Raw genomic sequence first — 22,295 nt, forward strand, 5'->3', positions numbered from 1 at the left:
TCATCCTTCCTTTGGGGTCTCGCGCAGTTCCCGGCGGCGGATCTTGCCGGTCTGCGTTTTGGGCAGGTCATCGATTACGTGCACGGACCGCGGGTACTTGTAGGCCGCCAGACGTTCCTTCGTGAAGGCAATCAGCTCCTCTTCGGTGGCCGTGCGGCCGGGCTTCAGCGAGACGTACGCGACGACGGTTTCACCCCGGTACGCGTCCGGCATTCCAACGACGGCTGCTTCGTACACGGCCGGATGTTCGTAGAGCACGTCCTCCACTTCGCGCGGCCAGACTTTGTAGCCGGAGACGTTGATCTGGTCCTTCATCCGGTCCACGATGTACACCCAGCCGGACTCATCCATGGTGGCGACGTCGCCGGTGCGCAGCCGGCCGCCTGGCATGGTCCGTGCGGTGGCTTCGGGGTTGTTCCAGTAGCCGGGGACGATCTGCGGGCCCGCGAGTTCCAGTTCTCCCTGCTCTCCCGCCGGCAGCGGCTTGCCGGCGGCGTCAATGATCCGCGCGGTGACATTCGGCAGCGGCAACCCGATGGACAGGCTGCCGCTCGCCGGGTCCACCGGCGCCTGCACGCCGGGCGGAACGCCGATGACGGCGGACGTCGTTTCGGTCATCCCGAAGATGTTGTGGATGTAGGCTCCGAAGCGTTCCTGGAACGCCTCCACGGTGGACGGCGGGATGGGAGCCCCGCCGGAATAGAGAGTCTTGGCGGAGGCAAAGTGCGCGGCCGCAGCCTCCGGGACCTGGTAGATGGCGTTGAAGACCGTGATTGATCCGGTGGTGCAGGTGACCTGGTGCTCGGCGAAGGCATCAACCACAACAGCGGGATCGGTCCGGTTCACCATTACCAGCGCGGTGTCAGCCAGCAGGGGCGTGGCGGCGTCAATGACGGCACCGGTGATGTGGAACAGCGGCGCGACGGCGAGCACTGAGTCCCCGGGTTCCAACCCCATCCAGGCGGAGCAGGTGGCCGCGACGTTCAGGATGTTTCCATGGGTGTTCATCGCACCCTTCGGGGCGCCGGTGGTTCCTGAGGTGTAGGCCAGCAGCGCGACGTCGTCCTGTCCCAGGGCAGGGGAGTCAGGAACACAGCCGGCAAACTCGGCGAGCCAGGCTGCCATGTCTCCGTCCGGGGACGGCGGCGCAGGTTCCGTGGAGCTGAAGATCCGGGGGTCGCTGCGGCTTTGGTATTCAAGCCCGGAGGTGGTGAGGATCCATTCGACGGTGCTGCTTGCAGCGGCTGCAGCCGTCGCCGGATAGAGGGAATCTTCCGCGAGAATGCCACGGGCGCCGGAATCTTCGATCAGGTGCCGCAGTTCGCGTTCCTTGTACATCGGGTTCATCAGCACGGCGATGGCTCCCAGTTTCCAGAGCCCCAGCAACGCGATCACGTACTGCGGGATGTTCTGCAGCTGGATGCCGATCCGGTCGCCGTGCCCGATTCCCCGGGACTGCAGTGCGGAGGCGAAGGAATCGGAGAGCTCATCAAGTTCCGCGGCGCTGAGCTGCCCGTCGAAGTAGGCGATGGCCAGGCCATCCGGATTGGCGTGGACGCGGTCCTTCCAGGCATCCACCAGCGAAGCCGTCCGGACGTCGAGCTTCGTTGCCAGTCCGGGTGGATAGACCCCGGCCCAAGCCGGTGAGAGCGTTATGTCCTCCACTGCCTGCCTGCTTCCCTGTAATGGTTCCGCATCGACCTTGCGAGCGATCGCTCGGTAGAAGTAGTGTGAAGAACGTCACAAGGCAGTGTCAACCCCCTTTGGCAACCTAAAGTTTTCGACCGTAAAGAGATCCGATGACTAAAGCTGCACCGAAGGAACCCGCCCCCGCTCCCCTGCCCCCGGCCGCCCAAGACTGGCGGAATTACGGCGTGGATGATCTGCCGCCGATGCTCGCGCGCGCCCTGGAATGCTTTATGGAGCACGGCTATCACGGAACTACCATCCGCCAGCTGGCCGCCCGCACCGGTCTCTCCGTTCCCGGCCTGTACCACTACTACCCCTCCAAGCAGGCACTGCTGGTGGCCATCGCCTCCCACGCCATGAACGACCTCTGGATCCGCAGTGAGCAGGCGGTCGCGGAAGCGGGCAGTGACCTCTCCCGGCAGTTCGACCTGCTCGTTGAGTGCCTGGTGCTGTTTCATGCCCGGCGGCGCGGCCAGGCTTTTATTGCCTTCAGTGAGATCCGCAGCCTGGAACCGGAGGCCCGCGCAGCGCACATCGCAGCCCGTGACCGGCAGCAGCACCTGATGGATCGAATCCTGGCCGAAGGGAAGGCTGCAGGCATTTTCACCGCCCCGCATCCGCGCGAGGCAGGCACCGCCGTCGTGACTATGTGCACCGGCGTCGCGCAGTGGTTCCGGCTGGACGGTGAACTCTCGCCGGAGGAACTCGCTGAGCGTTACCGGGTCATTGCCCGGATGGCTGTGGGCGCCCGGGCTCTTTAGCGAAGCACTTGAGGGCGAGGCCGTTAGGGGGCCGCAGGCGGCCGGCCAGCAGGCGCATCCCCTCCCGGCACACCACCAGCGGGCGGCTCTCCCCCGGGTGCGCCCATCCCTCCATCAGGTCCGCCCGTGCCGCCGGGCCCTCCCGTTCCAGCGCCCGGCGCACCCCCACCGGCGGGTCCGTCCATGCCGGCGCCGGGCTCGGTGCGGGTATCAACGGCGGCGGTCAGGGAGACCGAATACCCCTGTTCAACACTGCCGGTAACCGCGCCGAGCTGGCTCGCACCGCCGTCGTCCCCGAAAACGTTGTCACTCTGCAAGGTGACTTCGGCAAGGTTCCGCACTGAAGCTTCGTAGCCCGGAATGGCATACACCGCTTTGCAGGCATCCTCAGGCAGAGCCACCTGGGACGTTGCTATCGCGTTCGCTGAATCGGTGATCGACGCTTCGTCGGGGTGGACCTCGAAGTGGATGTGCGGCCAGCGGCCGGAGTAGCAGGCTGGGAAAACGCTGCTGAACTGGACCACGCCGTCGACGTCTGCAATCTGGACACCGCGGAGGTAATTCTGGTCCTCCACACCTTCTGAATACATCGAGTACAGGCCCTCCCGGGTGCAGTGCCAGACATACACGGCCACACCGGCGAAGGGGGCGCCACCATTGGCGAGGTCGGTGATCCTCAGCTCCAGGACCATCGGAATGCCCTCGGCAGTTCCGGAGGATTCGCCGAAGCTGGACCGGATATCGCTGCGTACGATTCCGCTCTGCTCCAGCACATCCGGCCCGTTGGACCCGTCCCCCGGGTACGGGCCGGCCGTCTCATCCGGAATCTCGCCGCCGCCGGCCTCTGACGCAGCTCCGCAGGCCGCCAGCGCTAGGGTAAGCCCGCCGACGCCAAAAGCCTTCAGGAGCTGCCGGCGCTGAAGCAATGTGCCCACGTCGAACGCCAGCCCCTGATCCTCCAGGTCTTCCTCCGGGCGCGGCAGCGGGCGTCCTTGATAAACAGTGCTTTCTGGGTTGTGCGGCATCTTTCTCCTCGCATCGCAGGTTTCCCCGGATTGAGGTTAGGCCGCCTTCCTGTGTCCAAGCTGAGCAACGCACCTGCCCTTCGATGGCAGCCGCGGCAGTCAGGCGTACAGCTCATCCAGCAGCGCCAGGCCACGCTGGGCCCAGGCGATTTCGGATTCCGCCCGGGCAGTGAGACCTTCATAGGTGAAGCGCTTGAAGGCGGCGACCCGGTCATGGTCACCGGCGGGGACCGTAGCGAGGCGCCGGTTGAGCATGTCCGAAGTGCCGCCGTCGATCTCCTGGATCTTCTGCTGCCACTGGATCAGCCTGGCGCCGTAGTGTTCCACGTGTGCTTGGAGCTGGCTGCGCGCCGAGGCCGGATCCGCCCATTCCAGGTAGGCGGCCTTGAGGTGCATGGGATCGCGCTCGCGGGGATAGTCCAGCTGGGTGTTGATCCAGTTCCGGAATGCCTCCCGGCCGGCGTCGGTCACGTGGTACTGCCGTTTGCGGCCCTTAGTTCCCCAGGCGACCTCCTCGCCTTCGAGCAGGCCGTCACGCTCCATGCGGCGCAGCTCCGGATAGATCTGCGAGTCGGGAGCGTGCCAGACGTAGCCAACGGAGGACTCGAACTGCTTGTACAGGTCATAGCCGGTCATGGGTTCCACGTTCAGCAGCGCCAGCAGCGCGTACCGAAGGCTCATACCGGCCTCTTTTCCGAAAAAGAAATCCCTTGCCTAACCACTATAGACATAGATACTGTGGCGCATATCACTAACTATCTATGCCGATAGTTAGTTGAGCCGCCGCATCAGTGCTGATGCTCCTGGAAGGAACACCATGACCGCCGTCTCGACCGCCGCTATGACCACTGGGCAGCTCCAGAGCTCCACCACCAGCAAGGTACTGGGCTACCCGCTGAACGCCTGGTACGTCGCCGCCTGGGACCACGAAGTGACCCGCAAGCCGATGGCCCGCAGGATCGCCGACCGGCCGCTGGCGCTCTACCGGACCGAGGACGGCCAGGCCGTTGCCCTGGCCGATGCCTGCTGGCACCGGCTGGCACCGCTGTCCATGGGCAAGACCACCGGCCGGGACGGAATTCAGTGCCCGTACCACGGGATCGTCTATAACTCCGCCGGACGCTGCATCTCGATGCCGGCGCAGGAGACCATAAACCCCAGCGCCACAGTGCCTTCCTTCCCGGTGGTTGAACGCCACCGCTACGTCTGGGTCTGGCTCGGCGATCCAACGCTGGCAGATCCGGATACCGTCCCCGACATGCACCAGCTCTCCTCCCCTGAGTGGGCGGGCGACGGCGAAACAATCCTTGCGCCGTGCAACTACCAGCTGGTGCTGGACAACCTGATGGACCTCACCCACGAGGAGTTCGTCCATTCCTCCTCGATTGGTCAGGACGAGCTGAGCGAGTCCGAGTTCATCGTGACCCACGACGACGACACCGTCACCGTGACCCGCTGGATGCTGAACATCGACCCGCCGCCCTTCTGGCTGAAGAACATGCGGGACAAGTTCCCCGGCTTCGAGGGCAAAGTGGACCGCTGGCAGATCATCACCTACCGGGCGCCGTCGACCATCAACATCGACGTGGGCGTGGCGAAGGCCGGCACCGGCGCTCCCCAGGGAGACCGCAGCCAGGGCGTGAACGGGTTCGTCATGAACACCATCACCCCGGAAACGGCGAAGACCTGCCACTATTTCTGGGCCTTTATGCGCAACTACCGCCTGGACAGCCAACTCATCACCACCCAGCTGCGCAACGGCGTCCATGGCGTGTTCGGCGAGGACGAGGAGATGCTTGCCGCGCAGCAGACAGCGATCGATGCGAACCCGGACTACGAGTTCTACAACCTGAACATTGACGCCGGCGGCATGTGGGTCCGGCGCCTGATTGAACGCCGCCTCGCTGCGGAGGGGAGGCTCCCCGACGGCAGCCGGATTACGGACGGCAGCCGTCAGAGTGCGGTGCTGGGCTGACCCGATGGCTGCAACGAACGTAGAGATCTGGCAGCGCGCCGTCGTCCGCGAAACCCGGGACGTGGCCGAGGATATCCGCCGCATTGTCCTGGCCCCGGGCCAGCCGGTGCCGGCAGCGCCCGGAACACATGTGGACGTGATGGTGTCCAATAACGGGGAACGGCACCGCCGCTCCTACTCAATCGTCGAAGCGCCCGGCGGTGGCACGGAACTTGCGATCAGTGTCTTCCGCACCGCGGCCTCGCGCGGCGGATCTGTGTTTATGCACAGCCTGCAACCCGGCGACGAACTCGAAATTACCCAGCCGCTGCAGAACTTTCCACTGCGGATCGGCGCCGGGCGTTATGTCCTGCTGGCCGGAGGCGTTGGCATCACGGCACTGCTGAGCATGGCCCGGGTGCTGAAGAATGTGAAGGCCGACTACCGGCTGGTCTACGCCGGGCGGAACCGGGCTGCCATGGCATACCTGGCCGAGCTCCAGGAAGAGCACGGCGAAGCGCTGGAAGTCCACGTCGATGCCGAGGGCAGCGCGCTTTCCGTTACGGAATTGGTCGCCGGAATCGAGGACGGAACAGAGCTGTACATGTGCGGTCCAATCCGGCTTATGGATGCGGTCCGGCGCTCCTGGCGGACCCGGGACCTGGATCCGGCCAGCCTGCGTTACGAGACGTTCGGCAACTCCGGCTGGCACCGGCCGGAGGAATTCATCGTGCGGGTTCCGCGCCTGGGGCTGGAAACCCGGGTGGGCCCCGGGAAGTCGATGCTGGAGGCACTCGAAGATGCCGGGGCGGACATGATGTTCGACTGCCGCAAAGGCGAATGCGGGCTCTGCGAAGTGCGGATCCTGGAACTTCAAGGCACCGTGGACCACCGGGATGTCTTCTACAGCGAACGCCAGCAGCGCGCCCGGGAAAAAATGTGCTGCTGCGTCTCGCGCGCCGTCACAGATACAGCCGCCGACCCCGGAACTTCCGGGCTCCGGCGGGGTCCCGCCGTCGTCACCATTGAGGTCTCCTAAACTGTTCTGTGATACGTCTTACGAAGGTGCGGCGCCCGCCTGCCCGAGCAGGCACGAAGCCGCGCATTCGTATAGATTGAACTGAGCATTCCGCATAACGGAATGGTCGGTGAGTCACCGAATTACTTTGAGGGGACCCCGCCCTCAACCGAGAGGCTGCATATGAGCGTCAGTGAAGACAGAACGGACATCCTCAGCGGGCTGACCAGCCAGCTGCCGGACCGTGACCCGGAAGAAACCGCGGAATGGATTGAATCGCTTGACGAGCTGATCCGTTCGCAGGGCACCGAGCGTGCGCAGTTCATCATGCGCTCCCTGCTCCAGCGGGCTGGTTCCCGCTCCGTTGGTGTTCCCATGGTGACCACCACCGACTACGTCAACACCATTCCGGTGGACCAGGAGCCCGAGTTCCCCGGCGACGAGGAAACCGAACGCCGTTACCGCGCCTGGCTGCGCTGGAACGCCGCGATCATGGTGCACCGCGCGCAGCGCCCCGGCATCGGCGTCGGCGGCCACATCTCCACTTATGCCGGTGCGGCCACCCTGTACGAAGTGGGCATGAACCACTTCTTCCGCGGCAAGGACCACCCCGGCGGCGGCGACCAGGTCTTCTTCCAGGGCCATGCCTCCCCCGGTGTGTACGCCCGCGCCTTCCTTGAAGGCCGCCTGAGCGAGGAAGACCTCGACGGCTTCCGGCAGGAGAAGTCCCGCGAGGGACACGCCCTGTCCTCCTACCCGCACCCCCGGAACATGCCCGACTTCTGGGAGTTCCCCACCGTTTCCATGGGCATTGGCCCCATGAACGCGATCTACCAGGCACAGTCCAACCGCTACCTGCACAACCGCGGACTCAAGGACACCTCAGACCAGCACGTCTGGGCCTTCCTGGGCGACGGCGAAATGGACGAGCCGGAATCGCGCGGCCTGCTCCAGCTCGCCGCCAATGACAAGCTGGACAACCTCACCTTTGTGGTCAACTGCAACCTGCAGCGCCTCGACGGACCGGTGCGCGGCAACGGCAAGATCATGCAGGAGCTGGAAGCCTTCTTCCGCGGCGCCGGCTGGAACGTTATCAAGGTTGTCTGGGGCCGCGAGTGGGACTCGCTGCTGGAGAAGGACAACGACGGCTCGCTGGTGGACATCATGAATTCCACGCTCGACGGCGACTACCAGACCTACAAGGCCGAGTCCGGCGGATTCGTCCGTGAGCACTTCTTCGGCAAGACCCCGCAGACCAAGGACATGGTTGCGGACCTGAGCGACCAGGAGATCTGGAACCTCAAGCGCGGCGGGCACGATTACCGCAAGGTTTACGCCGCGTACAAGGCTGCCACTGAGTTCAAGGGCAAGCCGACCGTCATCCTGGCGCACACCGTCAAGGGCTACGGCCTGGGCACGCACTTCGAAGCCCGCAACGCCACGCACCAGATGAAGAAGCTGACGCTGGAGGACCTGAAGGCCTTCCGCGACCACCTGCGCATCCCCATCTCAGATGAGCAGCTGGAAGCCGACCCGTACCAGCCGCCGTACTACCACCCGGGAGCTGACTCTCCGGAGATCAAGTACCTGCTGGAACGCCGCCGGGAACTGGGCGGCAACGTACCCGAACGCCGGGAGAAGCATGCACCGGTGAAACTGCCCGAGGCTTCGGCCTACGAGGTAGCCAACCGCGGTTCGGGCAAGCAGCTGGCGGCCACCACCATGGCCTTCGTCCGCCTGCTCAAGGACCTCATGCGGGACAAGGAATTCGGCAAGCGCATTGTGCCGATCATCCCCGACGAGGCCCGCACCTTCGGCATGGACTCGTTCTTCCCGACGGCGAAGATCTACAACCCCAAGGGGCAGAACTACCTCTCCGTGGACCGGGACCTCGTCCTGGCCTACAAGGAGTCCCCGCAGGGCCAGATTGTGCACGTGGGCATCAACGAAGCCGGCTCCATTGCAGCGTTCACCGCTGCCGGAAGCTCCTACGCCACCCACGGCGAACCGCTGATTCCGGTGTACGTCTTCTACTCGATGTTCGGTTTCCAGCGCACCGCCGACTACATCTGGGCAGCTGCTGACCAGATGGCACGCGGCTTCCTGATCTCCGCCACCGCCGGCCGCACCACCCTGACCGGTGAAGGCCTGCAGCACGCGGACGGGCACTCCCCGATCCTGGCCTCCACCAACCCCGCGGTGAAGACCTACGATCCGGCCTACGGCTACGAGATCGGGCACATCATGCGCCGCGGCCTCGAGGAGATGTACGGAGAGGATTCCGAGGACCGGAACCTGATCTACAACATCATGGTTTACAACGAGCCGATCCTGCAGCCGAAGGCACCGGAAGACCTGGACGTTGAAGGTGTCATCAAGGGCATCTACAAGGTCTCTTCCTCTGACGCCGAGGGCCCCAAGGCCCAGCTGCTCGCTTCCGGCGTTGCGGTTCCGTGGGCCCTGGAAGCACAGAAGCTGCTCGCCAGCGACTGGGGAGTTTCTGCAGACGTCTGGTCGGTAACGTCGTGGAACGAACTGCGCCGCGACGGCCTGGCTGCCGAGGAAGAAGCCTTCCTCAACCCCGGCTCCGAACCGCGCGTACCGTTCGTAACCAAGCAGCTGGCCGGCGCCGAAGGACCAATTGTGGCCTCGACGGACTACATGAAGGCCGTTCCGGACCAGATCCGCCAGTTTGTGCCGAACGACTTCGCGTCCCTCGGCGCGGACGACTTCGGCTTCGCTGACACCCGTGCAGCGGCCCGGCGCTACTTCAAGATCGACAGCCACTCCATGGTGGTCAAGACCCTGCAGCTGCTTGCCGGCCGCGGTGAAGTGGACAAGGACGCTCCGAAACTGGCAATGGAGAAGTACGACCTGCTCAACGTCAACGCAGGCACCAGCGGCAACGCAGGAGGCGACGCCTAGGCTGCCCGGCTTTCACACGCAAAAGGGCCGGAAACCGTAAGCGGTTTCCGGCCCTTTTGCGTGTGGTTCCGCGGTTCACGCGGTTCTGAATGCTAACGCGGTTCCGCGGACTAACGGCGCTCAGGCGTGCCGGCAGAGATCCTCGCCGATTTCCCGTGCCGCGGCCTGCAGCAGCGGAACCGCACGGCGGCCGAAGGTTTCATCCACCCGGGAGACCGGCCCGGAGACGGAGATCGCCGTCGGGCTGGGCGCGCCGGGAACGGCTGCCGCGAAGCAGCGAACCCCCAGCTCCTGTTCCTGTTCGTCGATGGAGAAGCCACGTTCACGGATCCTGCGAAGATCTGCCAGCAGCTCATCGATACCGGTGATACTGGCCTCCGTGACTGCCGGGAGGCCTGCCCGGTCCGCGATCTGGCGCACCTTCTCGTCGGGAAGCTGGGCCAGAATCGCCTTTCCGACGCCGGTGGCGTGGCTGTGCGCGCGCCGGCCCACTTCAGTGAAGGTGCGCATGGAGTGGCGGGAGGGCGCCTGGGCAATGTAGAGCACCTGGTCCGAATCCAGGACTGCCATGTTGGCTGTCTCTCCCAGCTCATCGACCAGGTTCTTCAGCACCGGCATGGCCAGGGCGCCCAGCTGTGCCGTGGCTCCTTCTCCCAGCCGGATCAGGCGGGGTCCCAGGGAGTAGCGGCGGTTGGGCAGCTGGCGGGCATACCCTAGACCCACTAGGGTGCGCAGCAGCCGGTGGATCGTGGGCAGCGGCAGGTCAGCGGTGGCGGCGAGTTCGCTCAGGGTCGCCGAGCCGCCTGCATCGGTTATCAGTTCGAGGAGCTCAAAGACCCGTTCCACGGACTGCACTCCGGTGGTTCGCTCAGCCATAGCGGCAGTCCTTCCGGTACGGTTCACCGAGGCGAACAGTTCAGCACTGAATCCATTGTCATTCCGTATCGCAAACAATATTATCCGTGATACGGAAGGCGAAGGTGCAGGGAGGAGAATCCGATGGCCATTCCCGGCCCGGGCAACTCAATCGCCCTGCGGGTGAAATCGCCGTCGGACGTCGGCGCGGCCAGCGCGCTGGCTGCTGCAGTCGGCGCTGCCGGCGCCACCCTCACCGGCCTGGACGTGGTTGAATCCGCCCAGCGCTTCCTCCTGATCGACATCACCTGCAACACCGCCGACGCCGGCCACGCCTCGCGGGTGGAACAGGCGCTGGAAAAGCTCGACGGCGTCAGCGTCCAAAGCGTCACCGACCGCACCTTCGCCATGCATCTGGGTGGGAAAATCGGCGTCGTACCCACTGTGGCCCTGGATGACCGCGACGATCTCTCCCGTGCCTATACCCCCGGCGTCGCCCGCGTCTGCCTCGCCATTGCCGAAGACCCTGCCCAGGCCCGCCGGCTGACAACCAAGGGCCACACCGTGGCCGTGGTGACAGACGGCTCAGCAGTGCTGGGACTGGGCAACATCGGCGCGGCTGCGGCGCTGCCCGTTATGGAGGGCAAGGCGGCGTTGTTTAAGCACTTCGGCGGGGTGGATGCCTGGCCGGTGTGCCTCGATACTCAGGACACCGAAGAGATCATTCGGGTGGTCAAGGCAATCGCTCCGTCCTACGGCGGCATCAATCTGGAGGACATCGCGGCGCCCCGCTGCTTTGAGATCGAGAGCCGGCTGCGTGCCGAGCTCCAGATTCCCGTTTTCCACGATGACCAGCACGGCACCGCCGTCATTACCCTCGCCGCCCTGCAGAACGCCCTGCGCGTAGTGGGCAAGGCACTGGAATCCGCGCGGATCGTCATCGCCGGTGCAGGTGCTGCGGGTTCGGCCATCACCCGGCTGCTGCTGGCGGCCGGGGCGGGCCGGATCATCGTCTACGGAAAAGAAGGCGCCGTCAGCGCCAGCGAGGAACAGCCCGATCCCACCAGGGCCTGGCTCGCAGCCCACACCAACCCGGACGAGTTCACCGGCCCCCTTCCTGCGGCGCTGGCCGGGGCAGATGTCTTCATTGGCGTCAGCGCTCCCGGGATCCTCTCCGAGGAGGACATTGCGGCCATGGCGCCCGACGCCGTCGTTTTTGCCCTGGCCAACCCGGAACCCGAAGTGGATCCGGCAGCCGCCGCCCGGCACGCCGCCGTCGTGGCGACCGGACGCAGTGACTTCCCGAACCAGATCAACAACGTCCTGGTGTTCCCGGGGTTCTTCCGCGGCCTGCTGGATTCCGGAGCCGCCGATTACTCCGAAGCCATGCTGCTGGCAGCCTCGCAGGCCATTGCGGATCGGGTCACGCCGGCAGAGCTGTCCGCCGCCTACATAGTCCCCAGCGTTTTCGACCCGGGAGTCGCCCCGGCGGTTGCCGCTGCCGTGGCGGGTGCTGTGCCGAGAGCCGGAGCCGCGACAGCGGAGGGGGCGGCAGGATGACTCCTGAAACCCGGTTCCCTTCGGGGACACAGACCCCCTTGGTCCTGCGCGCGGAAGACTATGCACGGGTCGCAGAGGACCTGCGGGCCAGCGACGAACTGCTGGCAGATGGGTACCCGGGGGACGACGGTTCCCGGCAGCCCGTGCACTCGGTTTACGTCCCGGGGAATAAGTTCACGCCGGTACTTCCCGCGGCGTGGGGGCAGCGTGCCCTCGCCGCGGTCGACGAACAGGGCGGCCTCGAGTGGCTTGCGTCCGAGCTGGGGTTCGCGGAGGCGGGAGTTCTGGCCGAGCTGGCCGGCGCCAAGCTGGTTTCCGAGCCCATCGAGGACCTGCGGCTGGATTTTGAGGACGGCTACGGTTCCCGTTCCGATGATGTGGAGGACCGGGATGCGGCTCGCTGCGGTGCGGCAGTTGCGGGGGCCGTCGCAGCCGGTACCGCTCCCCCGTTCATCGGCATCCGGTTCAAATCACTCGAGGCAGCCACCCGGGAACGGGGACTGCGCACCGTGGACCTTTTCCTGGGTTCCCTTCTTCGCTCGCTGGCCGGCCGGGCGCTGCCGGAGGGACTTGTGCTCACCCTTCCCAAGGTGAGCACCGTGGCGCAGGTGGAGGCCATGGCCTACATCTGCGGGCGGGTGGAGGAAGCGTACGGGCTGCCTGCCGGCCGGCTGCGGTTCGAGGTGCAGGTGGAAACACCGCAGGTGATCCTGGGCGCGGACGGCACCGCCGCCGTCGCCCGTCTGCTGCACGCAGCTCCCGGGAGGGTCAGCGGACTGCACTACGGCACGTATGACTACAGCGCAGCTATTGGGATCGCTCCGGAGTACCAGTCGCTGGAGCATCCGGCTGCGGACTATGCGAAAACCGTTATGCAGGCTGCCGCTGCCGGTACCGGTGTTCGGCTCTCCGACGGCTCCACGATCATCCTGCCGGTGGGCGATGCCGGCAACGTGCTGCGGGCATGGAAACTGCACGCCCGCCTGGTGGCCCGATCGCTGGAAGCCGGTTTCTACCAGGGCTGGGACCTGCACCCGGCGCAGCTTCCCACGCGCTACCTTGCCACCCATGCGTTCTACCGCCGGGGTTTCCCCGCCGCCGCGGAGCGGCTGGGCAACTATGTGCACCAGCGGGTGAGCACCGTCCTGGATGAGCCGGCCACCGCCCGGGCACTGGCACGGTTTATCCAGCGGGCAGCCGCCTGCGGTGCGGTAACCGGCGCGGAGGTTTCCGCCGCAGGGGTCTCCCCTGAGGACCTGGACCGGCTCGCCCGGCCGCGAGAAACGGAGCACATGTGAGCCGCTATTACGCCCCCGAAGCCGGGCTGCCACCGCAGACCGTACTGCTCTCCGACCGGGCGGTGGTCACGGAGGCTTACACCGTTATTCCGCGCGGGGTCCTGCGTGACATCGTGGCCAGCGTCCTGCCTCAGTGGCAGAGCACCCGCGCCTGGATCCTGAACCGGCCCGTCGCCGGCGGCGCCACGACGTTCGCCCAGTACCTGATGGAGGTGTCCCCGGGCGGCGGATCCCGGACCCCTGAACCGCAGCCGCACGTGGAGTCCTTTGTCTTCGTGCTCGACGGCGGTCCGCTCACCATGAGGATCGACGGCGAACGCCATGAGCTGGGCCCCGGAGGCTTCGCCTACCTACCGCCGGAACGGGTCTGGGAAGCAACCAACGACGGCGGCAGTCCGGCGCGGTTCCAGTGGATCCGGAAGGCGTACGAGCCGCTGGCCGGGCACATCCCGGCCGTCGTCGTCGGGCAGGAGAGCGGAATTGAACCGGTGGGCATGCCCGGAACGGACAACAAATGGCGTACCACGCGGATGCTGCCGGTGGATGACCTGGCCTATGACATGCACGTCAACGTGGTCACCTTCGAACCCGGAGCGTCCATTCCGTTCGCCGAGACCCACGTGATGGAGCACGGGCTCTACATCCTGGAAGGCAAGGGCGTGTACCGGCTGAATGAAGACTGGGTGGAGGTGCAGGAAGGCGACTATCTCTCCCTGCGAGCCTTCTGCCCCCAAGCCTGTTATGCCGGCGGGCCCTCCAACTTCCGGTATCTGCTCTACAAGGACGTCAACCGGCAGATTCTGCTGTGATGGAACCCATGAGCGCTCTGTTTTCCCTGCCCAGCACGAAACTCACGGTCAACTGTTCAATCATGCTGACGGATCTTCCGCTGTATCAGCGCCCGGCTGCCGCTGCGGAGGCTGGGTTCGACGCCGTCGAGTTCTGGTGGCCCTTCGACTCACCGGTGCCCGGGGACCGGGAGGTCGACGCGTTCCTGCGGTCCGTTTCCGACGCGGGGGTACGGCTGACCGGGCTGAACTTTTATGCGGGGAACATGGCTGCCGGGGAGCGCGGCGCACTCTCATCCCCTTCGCGGACTGCGGAGTTCCGTTCCAGCCTGGAGACCACCGTCGGTATTGCCCGAATGACCGGGTGCCGGGGGTTCAATGCCTTGTACGGCCTGCCGGAAGACGGGACTGCTGACTCGGTTCGGGCCGGCTGCGCGGTGGAGAACCTTGCGGCTGCCGCAGACGCCGTCGCCGGCCTGGGCGGGACGGTGCTTCTTGAGCCGCTGAGCGGCCTGCCCTCTTATCCCCTGCGCAGCGCGGAAGACTGCTTCGGCGTCATTGAGCAGGTGCGTGCGTCCGGGCAGGAGAACATTGCGCTGCTGGCCGATTTTTACCATCTGGCCGTCAACGGTGAGGACATACCTGCCCTCATCGAGGGTTACGCTGCCGAATTCGGGCATATCCAGCTCGCTGATGCTCCGGGCCGGGGCGCTCCCGGAACCGGGGACCTGCCGCTGGTGCAGTGGACTCAGGACGCGGTGGAGACCGGTTTCACCGGGCTCGTCAGCCTGGAATACCAGAGTCCCAGTGCGGACGCGTTTGGCTGGCTGGAGCCGTACCGCACCGCTGCGGAGCAACGTCCATGACCGGGTACGACCTGGTCATCCGAGGGGAACGGGTCCTCGCGGCGGGTGGGACCGGTGCGTGGGAAGTGGGAGTCCGCGGCGGCGTCATTGCCGCCGTCGTGCCCCTCGGTACCGGGCTGAGCGGTGCCCGCGAAATCCAGCTGGCGTCGGATGAGGTGCTGATCCCCGGTCTGGTTGATACCCACGTGCATGTGAACGAACCGGGCCGTACCGAGTGGGAAGGTTTTGCCACTGCCACCCGCGCTGCCGCCGCCGGGGGCGTCACAACACTTATCGATATGCCGCTGAACTCGATTCCTGCGACGGTGTCTGTTGCGGCGCTGCAAGCCAAACGGGAAGCGGCCGCCGGGCAGGCGTTTGTGGATGTTGGGTTCTGGGGCGGTGCGGTGCCCGGGAACACTGCCTCGCTAAGACCGCTGCACAACGCCGGAGTCTTCGGGTTCAAGTGTTTCCTGGTGCATTCGGGGGTGGATGAGTTCCCGCATCTGGAGCCGGAGGAGATGGAGAAGGACCTCACCGAGATCGCGTCCTTTAATTCGCTGCTGATTGTCCATGCCGAAGACCCGCAGGTCATCGACACGGCGCCGCAGCCTTCCGGCTCCCGCTACGACCTGTTTCTGGCTTCCCGCCCGCCTGCTGCGGAGAACAGGGCCATTGCCCGGGTGATCGATGCCGCCCGCCGATCCGGTGGACGGGCGCATATCCTGCACCTGTCCTCTGCCGAAGCGCTGCCGCTGATCGCCGCCGCCAAGCAGGAAGGTATCCAGGTCACGGCCGAGACCTGCCCGCACTACCTGACCCTGCTGGCCGAAGAAGTTCCGGACGGCGCCACCGCCTTCAAGTGCTGCCCGCCGATCCGGGATGCGGCCAACCGGGAGCAGCTGTGGCAGGGCCTCGCTGATGGAACCATCGATCTGATTGTCTCGGACCACTCCCCCAGCACACCGGATATGAAGGACCTTGAAGACGGGGACTTCGGGGTGGCCTGGGGCGGGGTGTCCTCCCTTCAGCTCGGACTCCCGGTTATCTGGACCGAGGCCCGGCGCCGTGGGGTTCCGCTGGAAACAGTGGTGGATTGGATGTCCCGCCGGCCTGCGGATCTGGCCGGGCTGGAACGCAAGGGCCGGCTTGAAGTCGGTGCCGATGCTGACTTCGCAGTGTTCGCTCCCGGGGATTCATTCATTGTGGATCCCGTCCGGTTGCAGCACCGCAACCCCGTGACCCCATACGCGGGCAGGGAACTGACCGGCGTCGTCCGGCGGACTTTCGTGCGCGGCGCGGAGGTCTTGCTCGATGTTGCCCCGGGCAGCGAGGTGCCGGGCGGCAGGCTGCTGCGCCGGGGGTGACGGGACGTTCCCGTTCTTCCCCAGCGGTCCCGCAGATGCAGTGATCCTGGAGGACTCACCGTCGGGAGCGAAGCAAGCGGCGGCGGGGCGTTGCTGCGTCGTCATCGTCGTCCAGCCCGTCCTCATCTATTTCCCGCAGGCTGATGCGGCGCACACCCGGCAGTTCGCTCAACTGGCTAAGCAGGTCACGCAGCGGCGGCTTCCCCCGGAAACGCATTTCCACGACCACTTGGGCTGCGGCGTCGTCATCGCCCCCGATCTGCCGTGTGTCCAGAATGGAGGAATCGAATCCCATGCCGGTTGCGGTGCCAAGAATGTCACGAAGCACTCCCCGGCCGTCCTGGTAGCGGATCCGGACCGTCCGTTTGCCGTCAGGGGTGGGAAGGAACCGGGTCAGCGGTGCCAGCACACCGACAGCGATGAAGTGCAGCAGCGTGGCAGCAACGGCCAGCGGAACCATTCCCGCCCCACACGCCATGCCGATGGCTGCCGACATCCATACCGTCGCGGCGGTGGTCAGTCCCCGCACGACGTCGCGGTTCACAAAGATCACACCTGCGCCCAGGAAGCCGATTCCGGACACAACCTGGGCCGCAATGCGCGAAGGATCCAGCATGACGTCCCCGCCCAGCACCGTGGAGAACCCGAAAGCCGAGACCAGCGTGAAGATTGCTGAACCGGTCCCCACCAGGGCGTGCGTCCGCAGTCCCGCGCTCTTCTGCCGAATCTGGCGTTCCAGCCCGATCAGGCATGACAGCCCAAAGGCACATGAAGCAAGAATCAGTTCTGTGAGGAAGGTGTCTGAGAAGAATTCCATGCGGTTTCCTTTCCCGTTCAGGACGCGGGCTGCCAGGAGCCCAGGAGTCCAGGAAGTTCGCGGACCGACGGCAGCACTGCGCTGGCTGCCGAGGGGCCTGCCCCGCTTCCGCTGACGCCGCTCAGCACCAATACGGTCCGGATGCCAGCGGCCTGTCCCATTTGTATGTCGGTTTCCAGGCGGTCGCCCACTATCAGGGCTTCCTCCGCACCGACGCCCAGCCGTTCCAATGCGGCGTTTGCCATGATCGGTGAGGGTTTGCCCATGAGGACGTCGACCTTGCGTCCGGACGTAGCTTCCAGCGCAGCAGTGATTCCACCGCAGTCCGGTATGAGGCCTCCGCCCGCGACTGGGCAGGTGGTGTCCGGATTAGTAGCAGCGAACAGGGCTCCTCGCCGCAGGGCCTGGAAAGCCGTATTCAATTTGGCATAGCTGAACGTCCGGTCAAACGCCGCGAGGACCACGTCAGCCTGCTCTGAATCTGTTACCTGGACTCCAGCGGACCGCAGTTCCCGGATTAGGGATTCCTCACCGACAACAAAGACCGAGGCACGTGGCTGGGTATTCCGCAGCCATCCGGCCGCCACTCCGCCGCTGGTGAGCACGTCATCCTCAGCGGCGGGTATCCCCATGCTACTCAGCCGGCGGGAGTATTCCAGCGATGTAGCCGTCGGATTGTTGGAGGCAAAAACACACCGTATTCCGGCTGCCCTCAGCTCCGCGACTGCTTCCCCGGCGCCGGGGATTCCCTCGGTGCCGCGGTACATTGTCCCGTCCAGATCGAAGAGGATCCCGCGGACCGGAGCGGAGCCGCCGCCTTCGTTTCCCGGGTCCGCCGGAACCGGGTAGTCGAGTGCAGCGGCTCCGTCTGTCACCTGATGCCTGCCCGCATAAAGCTCTGGACAAACTGCCGCTGGAAGATCAGGAAGGCGATCAGCAGCGGTGCCACCACCAGGATCGTCGCCGCGGAAAGGAGCGTCCAGTCAATGCCGGATTCCGTGCCGTTGTAAACCATGAGCCCAACGGTGAGCGGGCGTGCCTCCACGCTGTTCGTGATGATCAGCGGCCACAGGAAGTTGTTCCAATGGGTGCTGACAGACACAAGTCCCCAGGCCACGAGGGTCGGCTTGGCCAGCGGCACATACACCTTCCACAGCCTGCCCCACCTCGAGCAGCCTTCGATTTCCGCAGCTTCGTCAAGCTCAATCGGAATGCTCTTGAAAGTCTGCCTCAGCAGGAAGATTCCGAATCCGCTGGCAATGTACGGCAAGCCAATACCGGTGATGGTGTCCACGAGGCCCAGCTGGGCCATGGTGGAGTAGTTCTCCGAGATCAGAATGTCCGGGGTAATCATCAGCTGAACCAGTACCAGGGCGAAGGCGACGTTCTTTCCCCTGAACTCGAAGCGGGCGAATGCGTAGGCAGCCAGCACCCCGAGGAGGATCTGCCCGGCAAGAATTCCGCACACCAGAAGAATGGTGTTGAGGTAATACCTGTCGAACGGTGCCCCGTTCCAAACCGTGACAAAGTTTTCAAACGTCAGCGGCGCGGTCAGGTCAAAGCTGGTGGCGCTGTCCCGGTTATGGACCGAGGCCCACAGGGCGTAGACCAGCGGCAGCAGCCAGAGCACGCCAAGCAGCCAGGCGCCGGCGGTTTCAAGCGTGCGGCTGAAGGAAAAGGGCGCACGACGCCGGCGCGGAGCCTGCTGGCGCCCGGGGGCTGCCGGAGCTGGCGCGCCGGTACCGGTAGCCGGAGCAGCCGGGGCGGTGGAGTGGCTCACTGGTAATGCACCCGCTTTCCGAGAATGGTGAACTGCAGGACTGCGACAGCACCGAGAATCAGCACCAGTGCCACTGTCAGCGCCCCCGCATAAGGCATGTCGAAGAAGCTGAATGCTGTGTCGTAGATGTAATACAGCAGCAGGTTGGACGAGTTGTTGGGTCCGCCGCCGGTCATGATGAACAGGTGGTCGATGATCTTGAACGCGTCGGTGACCGCCACGACGAAGACGAACAAGGTGGTGGGCATCAGCAGCGGAAAAGTGACCCGGCGGAAGTGATACCACCGGGAGGCACCCTCCAGGCTCGAGGCTTCTTCCAGCTCCGGCGCCATATTCTGCAGCCCGGCCAGGTAGAAAATCATAAAGAACCCGGCCTGCTTCCAGATCATCACCACGACCAGCGCCCACATCACTGTGTCCGGGTTGCCGAGCCAGTTCTCCGCGGGCAGCCCGAAGAACTCGGCGAGTTTGGTTACCGGACCGAGGCCAGGCGAGTAGAAAAACAGCCAGATACTTGCCACTGCCACCATCGGAAGGATGGTGGGTGTGAAATAGGCGAGCCGGACAAAACCCTTGCCCTTCAGCTTTCCGTTGACCCACACAGCCATCAGAATTGCCAGCGCCATGCTGGTCGGCACCACGCCCAGGGCAAACAGCAGGTTGTTCTTCACGACCTGCCAGAAGACGTCATCGTTGATCAACCGCTCATAGTTGGCGAAACTCGCGTCTCCCCGGCGGTCCTCGAAGCTGCGCATGACGGCGCGGATGATCGGATAGTGCGTGAACGCGACCAGCACAATAAACGCAGGTGCCAGCATTGCCCAGGCAAAAGCCTGGTCCCCCATCGGCCGGCGGGCCCCGGGCCGACGGCGGGGGGCGCCGTCGGCCTCTTTGGCGGCCTGTTCCAAAACCTGGGTCATCGATTAGTCCCGGTACGTTTCCAGCACGCCGTCGATCTGCTCCTGAAGCGCCTTCATGCCGGCCTCAGGTTCCTGCTGGCCTGTGAGCACGGAGGCGATGGCGTCGTTCACCATCTGCACGACCCGGCCGTTCTCGTGTGTGGAGAGTTCGATGACGGCGTTGTCCAGCTGCTCACGTGCCACCTCTGCCTGGGGGAACCCTGTGACGTATTCCTTCATCTCCGGTGTTTCCCAGGCCTCGGGTCCGGTGGCGACGTAACCGGTCTCGATGCTCCACTGGGCGGTGCGCTCGGGCTGCGTGAGGCAGTCAGCGATGGTCAGGGCAGCTTCGCGCTGATCATCGTCCGCCTGCTCAAAGACGTACAGGTTGCCGCCGCCGGTGGGAGATCCGGGCTGCACATTAGCGGGCAGCTGGCTCACACCGAAGTCGAACCCGGCATTGGTCCGTACGTTGGTCAGGTTGCCGGTGGTGGTCCACATCATGGCAGTGCGGCCCTGAAGGAAATCTTCGGGGGTAGAAGCCCACTCGGTGGTTCCGGAGGGCATCAGGCCTTCATCCGCCAGCTGCTTCCAGTACTCCATGGCTTCAATGGCGGCCGGATCGTCGAAGCGGGTCTCGGAGCCGGACCCGTCAGTGATTTCTGTGCCGGCCTGCACCGCGAGCGCCTGGAACATCCAGTATCCGAACTGGGTAGAGGGTATTTCGATTCCATACTCCGCCGCACCGGACTCCTTGATGGTCTTCGCAGCAGCAGAAAGCTCTTCCCAGGTGGCGGGCGGAGCTTCAGGGTCCAGTCCGGCCTCCTGGAACAGCTCCTTGTTGTGGTACTGGACGATCGTGGAGCGCTGGAAGGGAATGCTCCACAGTGTTCCTTCAGCATCCTTGCCGCTCTTGAGGAAGGGTTCGTAGAACCTGTCCTCGGCCCAGCCGAGGTCGTCTGAAATGTCGTTCAGCGGAACAATGAGGTTCTGGTCCTGGAGAGTGAAGAGCTCCGTCGTCAGCAGGACGGCCAGATCAGGGCCGTCACCTGACCGCGCTGCGGTCTGCGCCTTCGTCATGGTGTCCGCATAGCTGCCGGCGTAAACAGCTTCGACGGCGATGCCCGGGTTCTCGTCTTCGCATTCGGCGATGAGACCGTCCACGACTGAGGTCAGCGGCCCACCGACCGCAACCGGGTAGTACATGGTGATTTCTACGTCGCCGTCAGCATTGGTGCTGCTGCCGCCACCGCCGCAGGCAGTGAGCAGCAGTGCCCCGGCAGCCAGGACGGAAAGCGCCTTCACGGAAGGCCGGACGGTGCGTGCGGGCGGTGAGAACGCGTTGCGGTGGGACATAATCGGGCCTCTCTGCGCGATCAGGTGAAAAGGTGAGTGATGAATGCCGGCAGGACCGGCTGGTGCGGAGCGTGGGCAGGGATCAGGCGGAGGCTGGCTCCGGAACTGCAGTTATCCGTTTGCGCGAGGCAGCGTCGAAGTAGCGGAGGCCCTCGGGAACCGTCTTGAGCAGCACCGGATCCCCCTCTGCCGCGCGGACAATGCCGGGCAGTCTCGCGACCACGCTGTGGCCGTCGGCGACATCCACCGTAAGCAGGGTTTCAGCACCGAGCATTTCCGTGGCCTTGACCGTTCCTGGAAGAGTCGCATCCCCGGATTCGTGGGTGAGGGACAGGTTTTCCGGGCGGATACCCAGCAGCATTTCCTGGCCGGACCCTGCAGGAAGGGCCGTCTTCCAGGAGATTCCGCCGGGCAGCAGAATCTGCTCTCCTGCCGCACGGGTGACCGGCAGCAGGTTCATAGGCGGCGAGCCGATGAACGCAGCGACATCCGCATCAACCGGGTTCACATACAGCTCCTCCGGTGAAGCAGCCTGGGCAACGTGTCCGTCCCGCATTGTCACCACGTGGTCTGCCATGGTCATGGCTTCCACCTGGTCATGCGTAACGTAGAGCACCGTCAGCCCCAGCTCCCTCTGTAGGCTGCGGAGTTCAATCCGCATCTGCTGGCGCAGCTTGGCATCGAGGTTGGAGAGCGGTTCGTCCATAAGGACAACCTTGGCGTCGCTTACAAGGGCCCGGGCCAGGGCTGCCCGCTGGCGCTGGCCGCCGGAGAGCTGGCTGGGACGGCGGTCCAGATACGGCACAAGACCCACCTTCTCGGCGGCCTCCGTTGCCCGTTTTTCCCGCTCTGCCTTGGGGACCTTGCGCACCCGGAGCCCGAAGACGATGTTTTCGAGAACCGACAGGTGCGGATAGAGCGCATAGTTTTGGAAGACCATGGCAATGTGGCGCTTGGCAGCCGGTACGTCGTTGACCTTCCGGCCGTCGATCAGCACCTCGCCCGCTGTGGCCTGCTCAAGGCCGGCAATGATGCGCAGTGAAGTCGACTTTCCGCAGCCGGAGGGGCCGAGCAGGACCACGAACTGTCCGGACGGGGCGACGATGTCTACTCCGTGCAGTACGCGGGTAGTGCCGCCTTTTCCGTCCGTGAATGTCTTCTCCACGCCGCGGAGCTCAACATCGGACATTTCTCCCCCACTCCGTCGTAGACATGATTTAGCTCACGTATTTGCTAATTGGGGACAGCTAACTAAATCGTTTAAGCTTTGTCAACAGTTAGCTCTAGACTGTGGACGGCTGGAGATCCCAGCTTGTCAGCGGCGCAGCGAATTCGCGCTCCGACCACAGCAAAGGCAG

19 protein-coding genes are annotated in these 22,295 nt (G+C 64.9%); 9 read left to right on the top strand and 10 right to left on the bottom strand.

Going from position 1 to position 22,295, the window contains the following annotated elements; translation table 11 throughout:
- On the bottom strand, positions 1-1,665 hold the full coding sequence (locus tag ACWGQ2_RS15090) for a class I adenylate-forming enzyme family protein (protein ID WP_452018669.1): 1,665 nt from the start codon (positions 1,663-1,665) through the stop codon (positions 1-3).
- Between the two features lie 134 nt (positions 1,666-1,799).
- Between ACWGQ2_RS15090 and ACWGQ2_RS15095 the strand changes: the two genes are divergently transcribed.
- Complete coding sequence (locus ACWGQ2_RS15095; protein WP_452018671.1) at positions 1,800-2,450, top strand: TetR/AcrR family transcriptional regulator; 651 nt, start codon at positions 1,800-1,802, stop codon at positions 2,448-2,450.
- Positions 2,451-2,473: 23 nt separating this feature from the next.
- On the opposite strand, the gene ACWGQ2_RS15100 is transcribed toward ACWGQ2_RS15095, so the two are convergent.
- The gene (locus ACWGQ2_RS15100) at positions 2,474-3,475 is read right to left on the bottom strand and encodes an intradiol ring-cleavage dioxygenase (protein ID WP_452018673.1); all 1,002 of its coding nucleotides are present in this window, start codon (positions 3,473-3,475) and stop codon (positions 2,474-2,476) included.
- 99 nt (positions 3,476-3,574) lie between these two features.
- The gene (locus ACWGQ2_RS15105; protein ID WP_452018675.1) at positions 3,575-4,156 is read right to left on the bottom strand and encodes a helix-turn-helix transcriptional regulator; all 582 of its coding nucleotides are present in this window, start codon (positions 4,154-4,156) and stop codon (positions 3,575-3,577) included.
- Between the two features lie 160 nt (positions 4,157-4,316).
- Between ACWGQ2_RS15105 and ACWGQ2_RS15110 the strand changes: the two genes are divergently transcribed.
- The 3 genes from ACWGQ2_RS15110 (at position 4,317) to aceE (ending at position 9,372) form a co-directional block, all read left to right on the top strand.
- On the top strand, positions 4,317-5,450 hold the full coding sequence (locus ACWGQ2_RS15110; protein ID WP_452018850.1) for an aromatic ring-hydroxylating dioxygenase subunit alpha: 1,134 nt from the start codon (positions 4,317-4,319) through the stop codon (positions 5,448-5,450).
- A 4-nt stretch (positions 5,451-5,454) separates the two neighbouring features.
- On the top strand, positions 5,455-6,468 hold the full coding sequence (locus ACWGQ2_RS15115) for a PDR/VanB family oxidoreductase (protein ID WP_452018677.1): 1,014 nt from the start codon (positions 5,455-5,457) through the stop codon (positions 6,466-6,468).
- Positions 6,469-6,630: 162 nt separating this feature from the next.
- Positions 6,631-9,372 carry a pyruvate dehydrogenase (acetyl-transferring), homodimeric type gene (aceE, locus tag ACWGQ2_RS15120; protein ID WP_452018679.1) on the top strand — a complete coding sequence of 914 codons (2,742 nt, stop codon included), beginning with the start codon at positions 6,631-6,633 and terminating at the stop codon, positions 9,370-9,372.
- A 120-nt stretch (positions 9,373-9,492) separates the two neighbouring features.
- Here aceE and ACWGQ2_RS15125 read toward each other — a convergent pair whose 3' ends face one another.
- Positions 9,493-10,248 carry an IclR family transcriptional regulator gene (locus ACWGQ2_RS15125; protein ID WP_452018681.1) on the bottom strand — a complete coding sequence of 252 codons (756 nt, stop codon included), beginning with the start codon at positions 10,246-10,248 and terminating at the stop codon, positions 9,493-9,495.
- Between the two features lie 123 nt (positions 10,249-10,371).
- Between ACWGQ2_RS15125 and ACWGQ2_RS15130 the strand changes: the two genes are divergently transcribed.
- The 5 genes from ACWGQ2_RS15130 to allB are packed head-to-tail and all read left to right on the top strand — an operon-like array spanning position 10,372 to position 16,085.
- Positions 10,372-11,787 carry an NAD(P)-dependent malic enzyme gene (locus ACWGQ2_RS15130; protein WP_452018683.1) on the top strand — a complete coding sequence of 472 codons (1,416 nt, stop codon included), beginning with the start codon at positions 10,372-10,374 and terminating at the stop codon, positions 11,785-11,787.
- The gene (locus ACWGQ2_RS15135; protein WP_452018685.1) at positions 11,784-13,085 is read left to right on the top strand and encodes a DUF6986 family protein; all 1,302 of its coding nucleotides are present in this window, start codon (positions 11,784-11,786) and stop codon (positions 13,083-13,085) included. Before ACWGQ2_RS15130 ends, ACWGQ2_RS15135 begins: the two co-directional genes overlap by 4 nt.
- Entirely contained in the window at positions 13,082-13,894 is an 813-nt protein-coding gene (locus ACWGQ2_RS15140; protein WP_452018687.1) for a bifunctional allantoicase/(S)-ureidoglycine aminohydrolase, read from the top strand. Before ACWGQ2_RS15135 ends, ACWGQ2_RS15140 begins: the two co-directional genes overlap by 4 nt.
- Positions 13,895-13,902: 8 nt before the next feature.
- The gene (locus ACWGQ2_RS15145) at positions 13,903-14,739 is read left to right on the top strand and encodes a hydroxypyruvate isomerase family protein (protein WP_452018689.1); all 837 of its coding nucleotides are present in this window, start codon (positions 13,903-13,905) and stop codon (positions 14,737-14,739) included.
- Positions 14,736-16,085, top strand: a complete 1,350-nt coding sequence (allB, locus tag ACWGQ2_RS15150; RefSeq protein WP_452018691.1) for an allantoinase AllB — start codon at positions 14,736-14,738, stop codon at positions 16,083-16,085. The genes ACWGQ2_RS15145 and allB overlap by 4 nt, the downstream gene beginning before the upstream one ends.
- 55 nt (positions 16,086-16,140) lie before the next feature.
- Here the strand turns inward: allB and ACWGQ2_RS15155 are convergent, their stop codons facing one another.
- From ACWGQ2_RS15155 to ACWGQ2_RS15180, 6 genes are all read right to left on the bottom strand, one after another.
- Complete coding sequence (locus ACWGQ2_RS15155) at positions 16,141-16,902, bottom strand: MgtC/SapB family protein (RefSeq protein WP_452018693.1); 762 nt, start codon at positions 16,900-16,902, stop codon at positions 16,141-16,143.
- A 17-nt stretch (positions 16,903-16,919) separates the two neighbouring features.
- A complete protein-coding gene (locus ACWGQ2_RS15160; RefSeq protein WP_452018695.1) occupies positions 16,920-17,777 on the bottom strand; it encodes an HAD-IIA family hydrolase in 858 nt (285 codons plus the stop codon).
- A complete protein-coding gene (locus ACWGQ2_RS15165; protein WP_452018697.1) occupies positions 17,774-18,682 on the bottom strand; it encodes a carbohydrate ABC transporter permease in 909 nt (302 codons plus the stop codon). Before ACWGQ2_RS15165 ends, ACWGQ2_RS15160 begins: the two co-directional genes overlap by 4 nt.
- Positions 18,679-19,602 (bottom strand): carbohydrate ABC transporter permease, encoded by a 924-nt coding sequence (locus ACWGQ2_RS15170; protein WP_452018699.1) that lies wholly within the window; start codon positions 19,600-19,602, stop codon positions 18,679-18,681. Before ACWGQ2_RS15170 ends, ACWGQ2_RS15165 begins: the two co-directional genes overlap by 4 nt.
- A gap of 3 nt (positions 19,603-19,605) precedes the next feature.
- Positions 19,606-20,937: an ABC transporter substrate-binding protein gene (locus ACWGQ2_RS15175; protein WP_452018701.1), complete on the bottom strand. Its 1,332-nt coding sequence runs from the start codon at positions 20,935-20,937 to the stop codon at positions 19,606-19,608.
- 82 nt (positions 20,938-21,019) lie between these two features.
- Positions 21,020-22,126: an ABC transporter ATP-binding protein gene (locus ACWGQ2_RS15180; RefSeq protein ID WP_452018703.1), complete on the bottom strand. Its 1,107-nt coding sequence runs from the start codon at positions 22,124-22,126 to the stop codon at positions 21,020-21,022.
- Positions 22,127-22,295: the final 169 nt, after the last annotated feature.

Source organism: Arthrobacter sp. NPDC055585 (assembly GCF_053619115.1).

Excerpts from the sequence above, each read along its gene's own strand:
- ACWGQ2_RS15095 (WP_452018671.1), top strand. The coding sequence starts at position 1,800 with ATGACTAAAGCTGCACCGAAGGAACCCGCCCCCGCTCCCCTGCCCCCG.
- ACWGQ2_RS15100 (WP_452018673.1), bottom strand. The coding sequence starts at position 3,475 with ATGCCGCACAACCCAGAAAGCACTGTTTATCAAGGACGCCCGCTGCCG.
- ACWGQ2_RS15105 (WP_452018675.1), bottom strand. The coding sequence starts at position 4,156 with ATGAGCCTTCGGTACGCGCTGCTGGCGCTGCTGAACGTGGAACCCATG.
- ACWGQ2_RS15110 (WP_452018850.1), top strand. The coding sequence starts at position 4,317 with ATGACCACTGGGCAGCTCCAGAGCTCCACCACCAGCAAGGTACTGGGC.
- ACWGQ2_RS15115 (WP_452018677.1), top strand. The coding sequence starts at position 5,455 with ATGGCTGCAACGAACGTAGAGATCTGGCAGCGCGCCGTCGTCCGCGAA.
- aceE (WP_452018679.1), top strand. The coding sequence starts at position 6,631 with ATGAGCGTCAGTGAAGACAGAACGGACATCCTCAGCGGGCTGACCAGC.
- ACWGQ2_RS15125 (WP_452018681.1), bottom strand. The coding sequence starts at position 10,248 with ATGGCTGAGCGAACCACCGGAGTGCAGTCCGTGGAACGGGTCTTTGAG.
- ACWGQ2_RS15130 (WP_452018683.1), top strand. The coding sequence starts at position 10,372 with ATGGCCATTCCCGGCCCGGGCAACTCAATCGCCCTGCGGGTGAAATCG.
- ACWGQ2_RS15135 (WP_452018685.1), top strand. The coding sequence starts at position 11,784 with ATGACTCCTGAAACCCGGTTCCCTTCGGGGACACAGACCCCCTTGGTC.
- ACWGQ2_RS15145 (WP_452018689.1), top strand. The coding sequence starts at position 13,903 with ATGAGCGCTCTGTTTTCCCTGCCCAGCACGAAACTCACGGTCAACTGT.
- allB (WP_452018691.1), top strand. The coding sequence starts at position 14,736 with ATGACCGGGTACGACCTGGTCATCCGAGGGGAACGGGTCCTCGCGGCG.
- ACWGQ2_RS15155 (WP_452018693.1), bottom strand. The coding sequence starts at position 16,902 with ATGGAATTCTTCTCAGACACCTTCCTCACAGAACTGATTCTTGCTTCA.
- ACWGQ2_RS15170 (WP_452018699.1), bottom strand. The coding sequence starts at position 19,602 with ATGACCCAGGTTTTGGAACAGGCCGCCAAAGAGGCCGACGGCGCCCCC.
- ACWGQ2_RS15175 (WP_452018701.1), bottom strand. The coding sequence starts at position 20,937 with ATGTCCCACCGCAACGCGTTCTCACCGCCCGCACGCACCGTCCGGCCT.
- ACWGQ2_RS15180 (WP_452018703.1), bottom strand. The coding sequence starts at position 22,126 with ATGTCCGATGTTGAGCTCCGCGGCGTGGAGAAGACATTCACGGACGGA.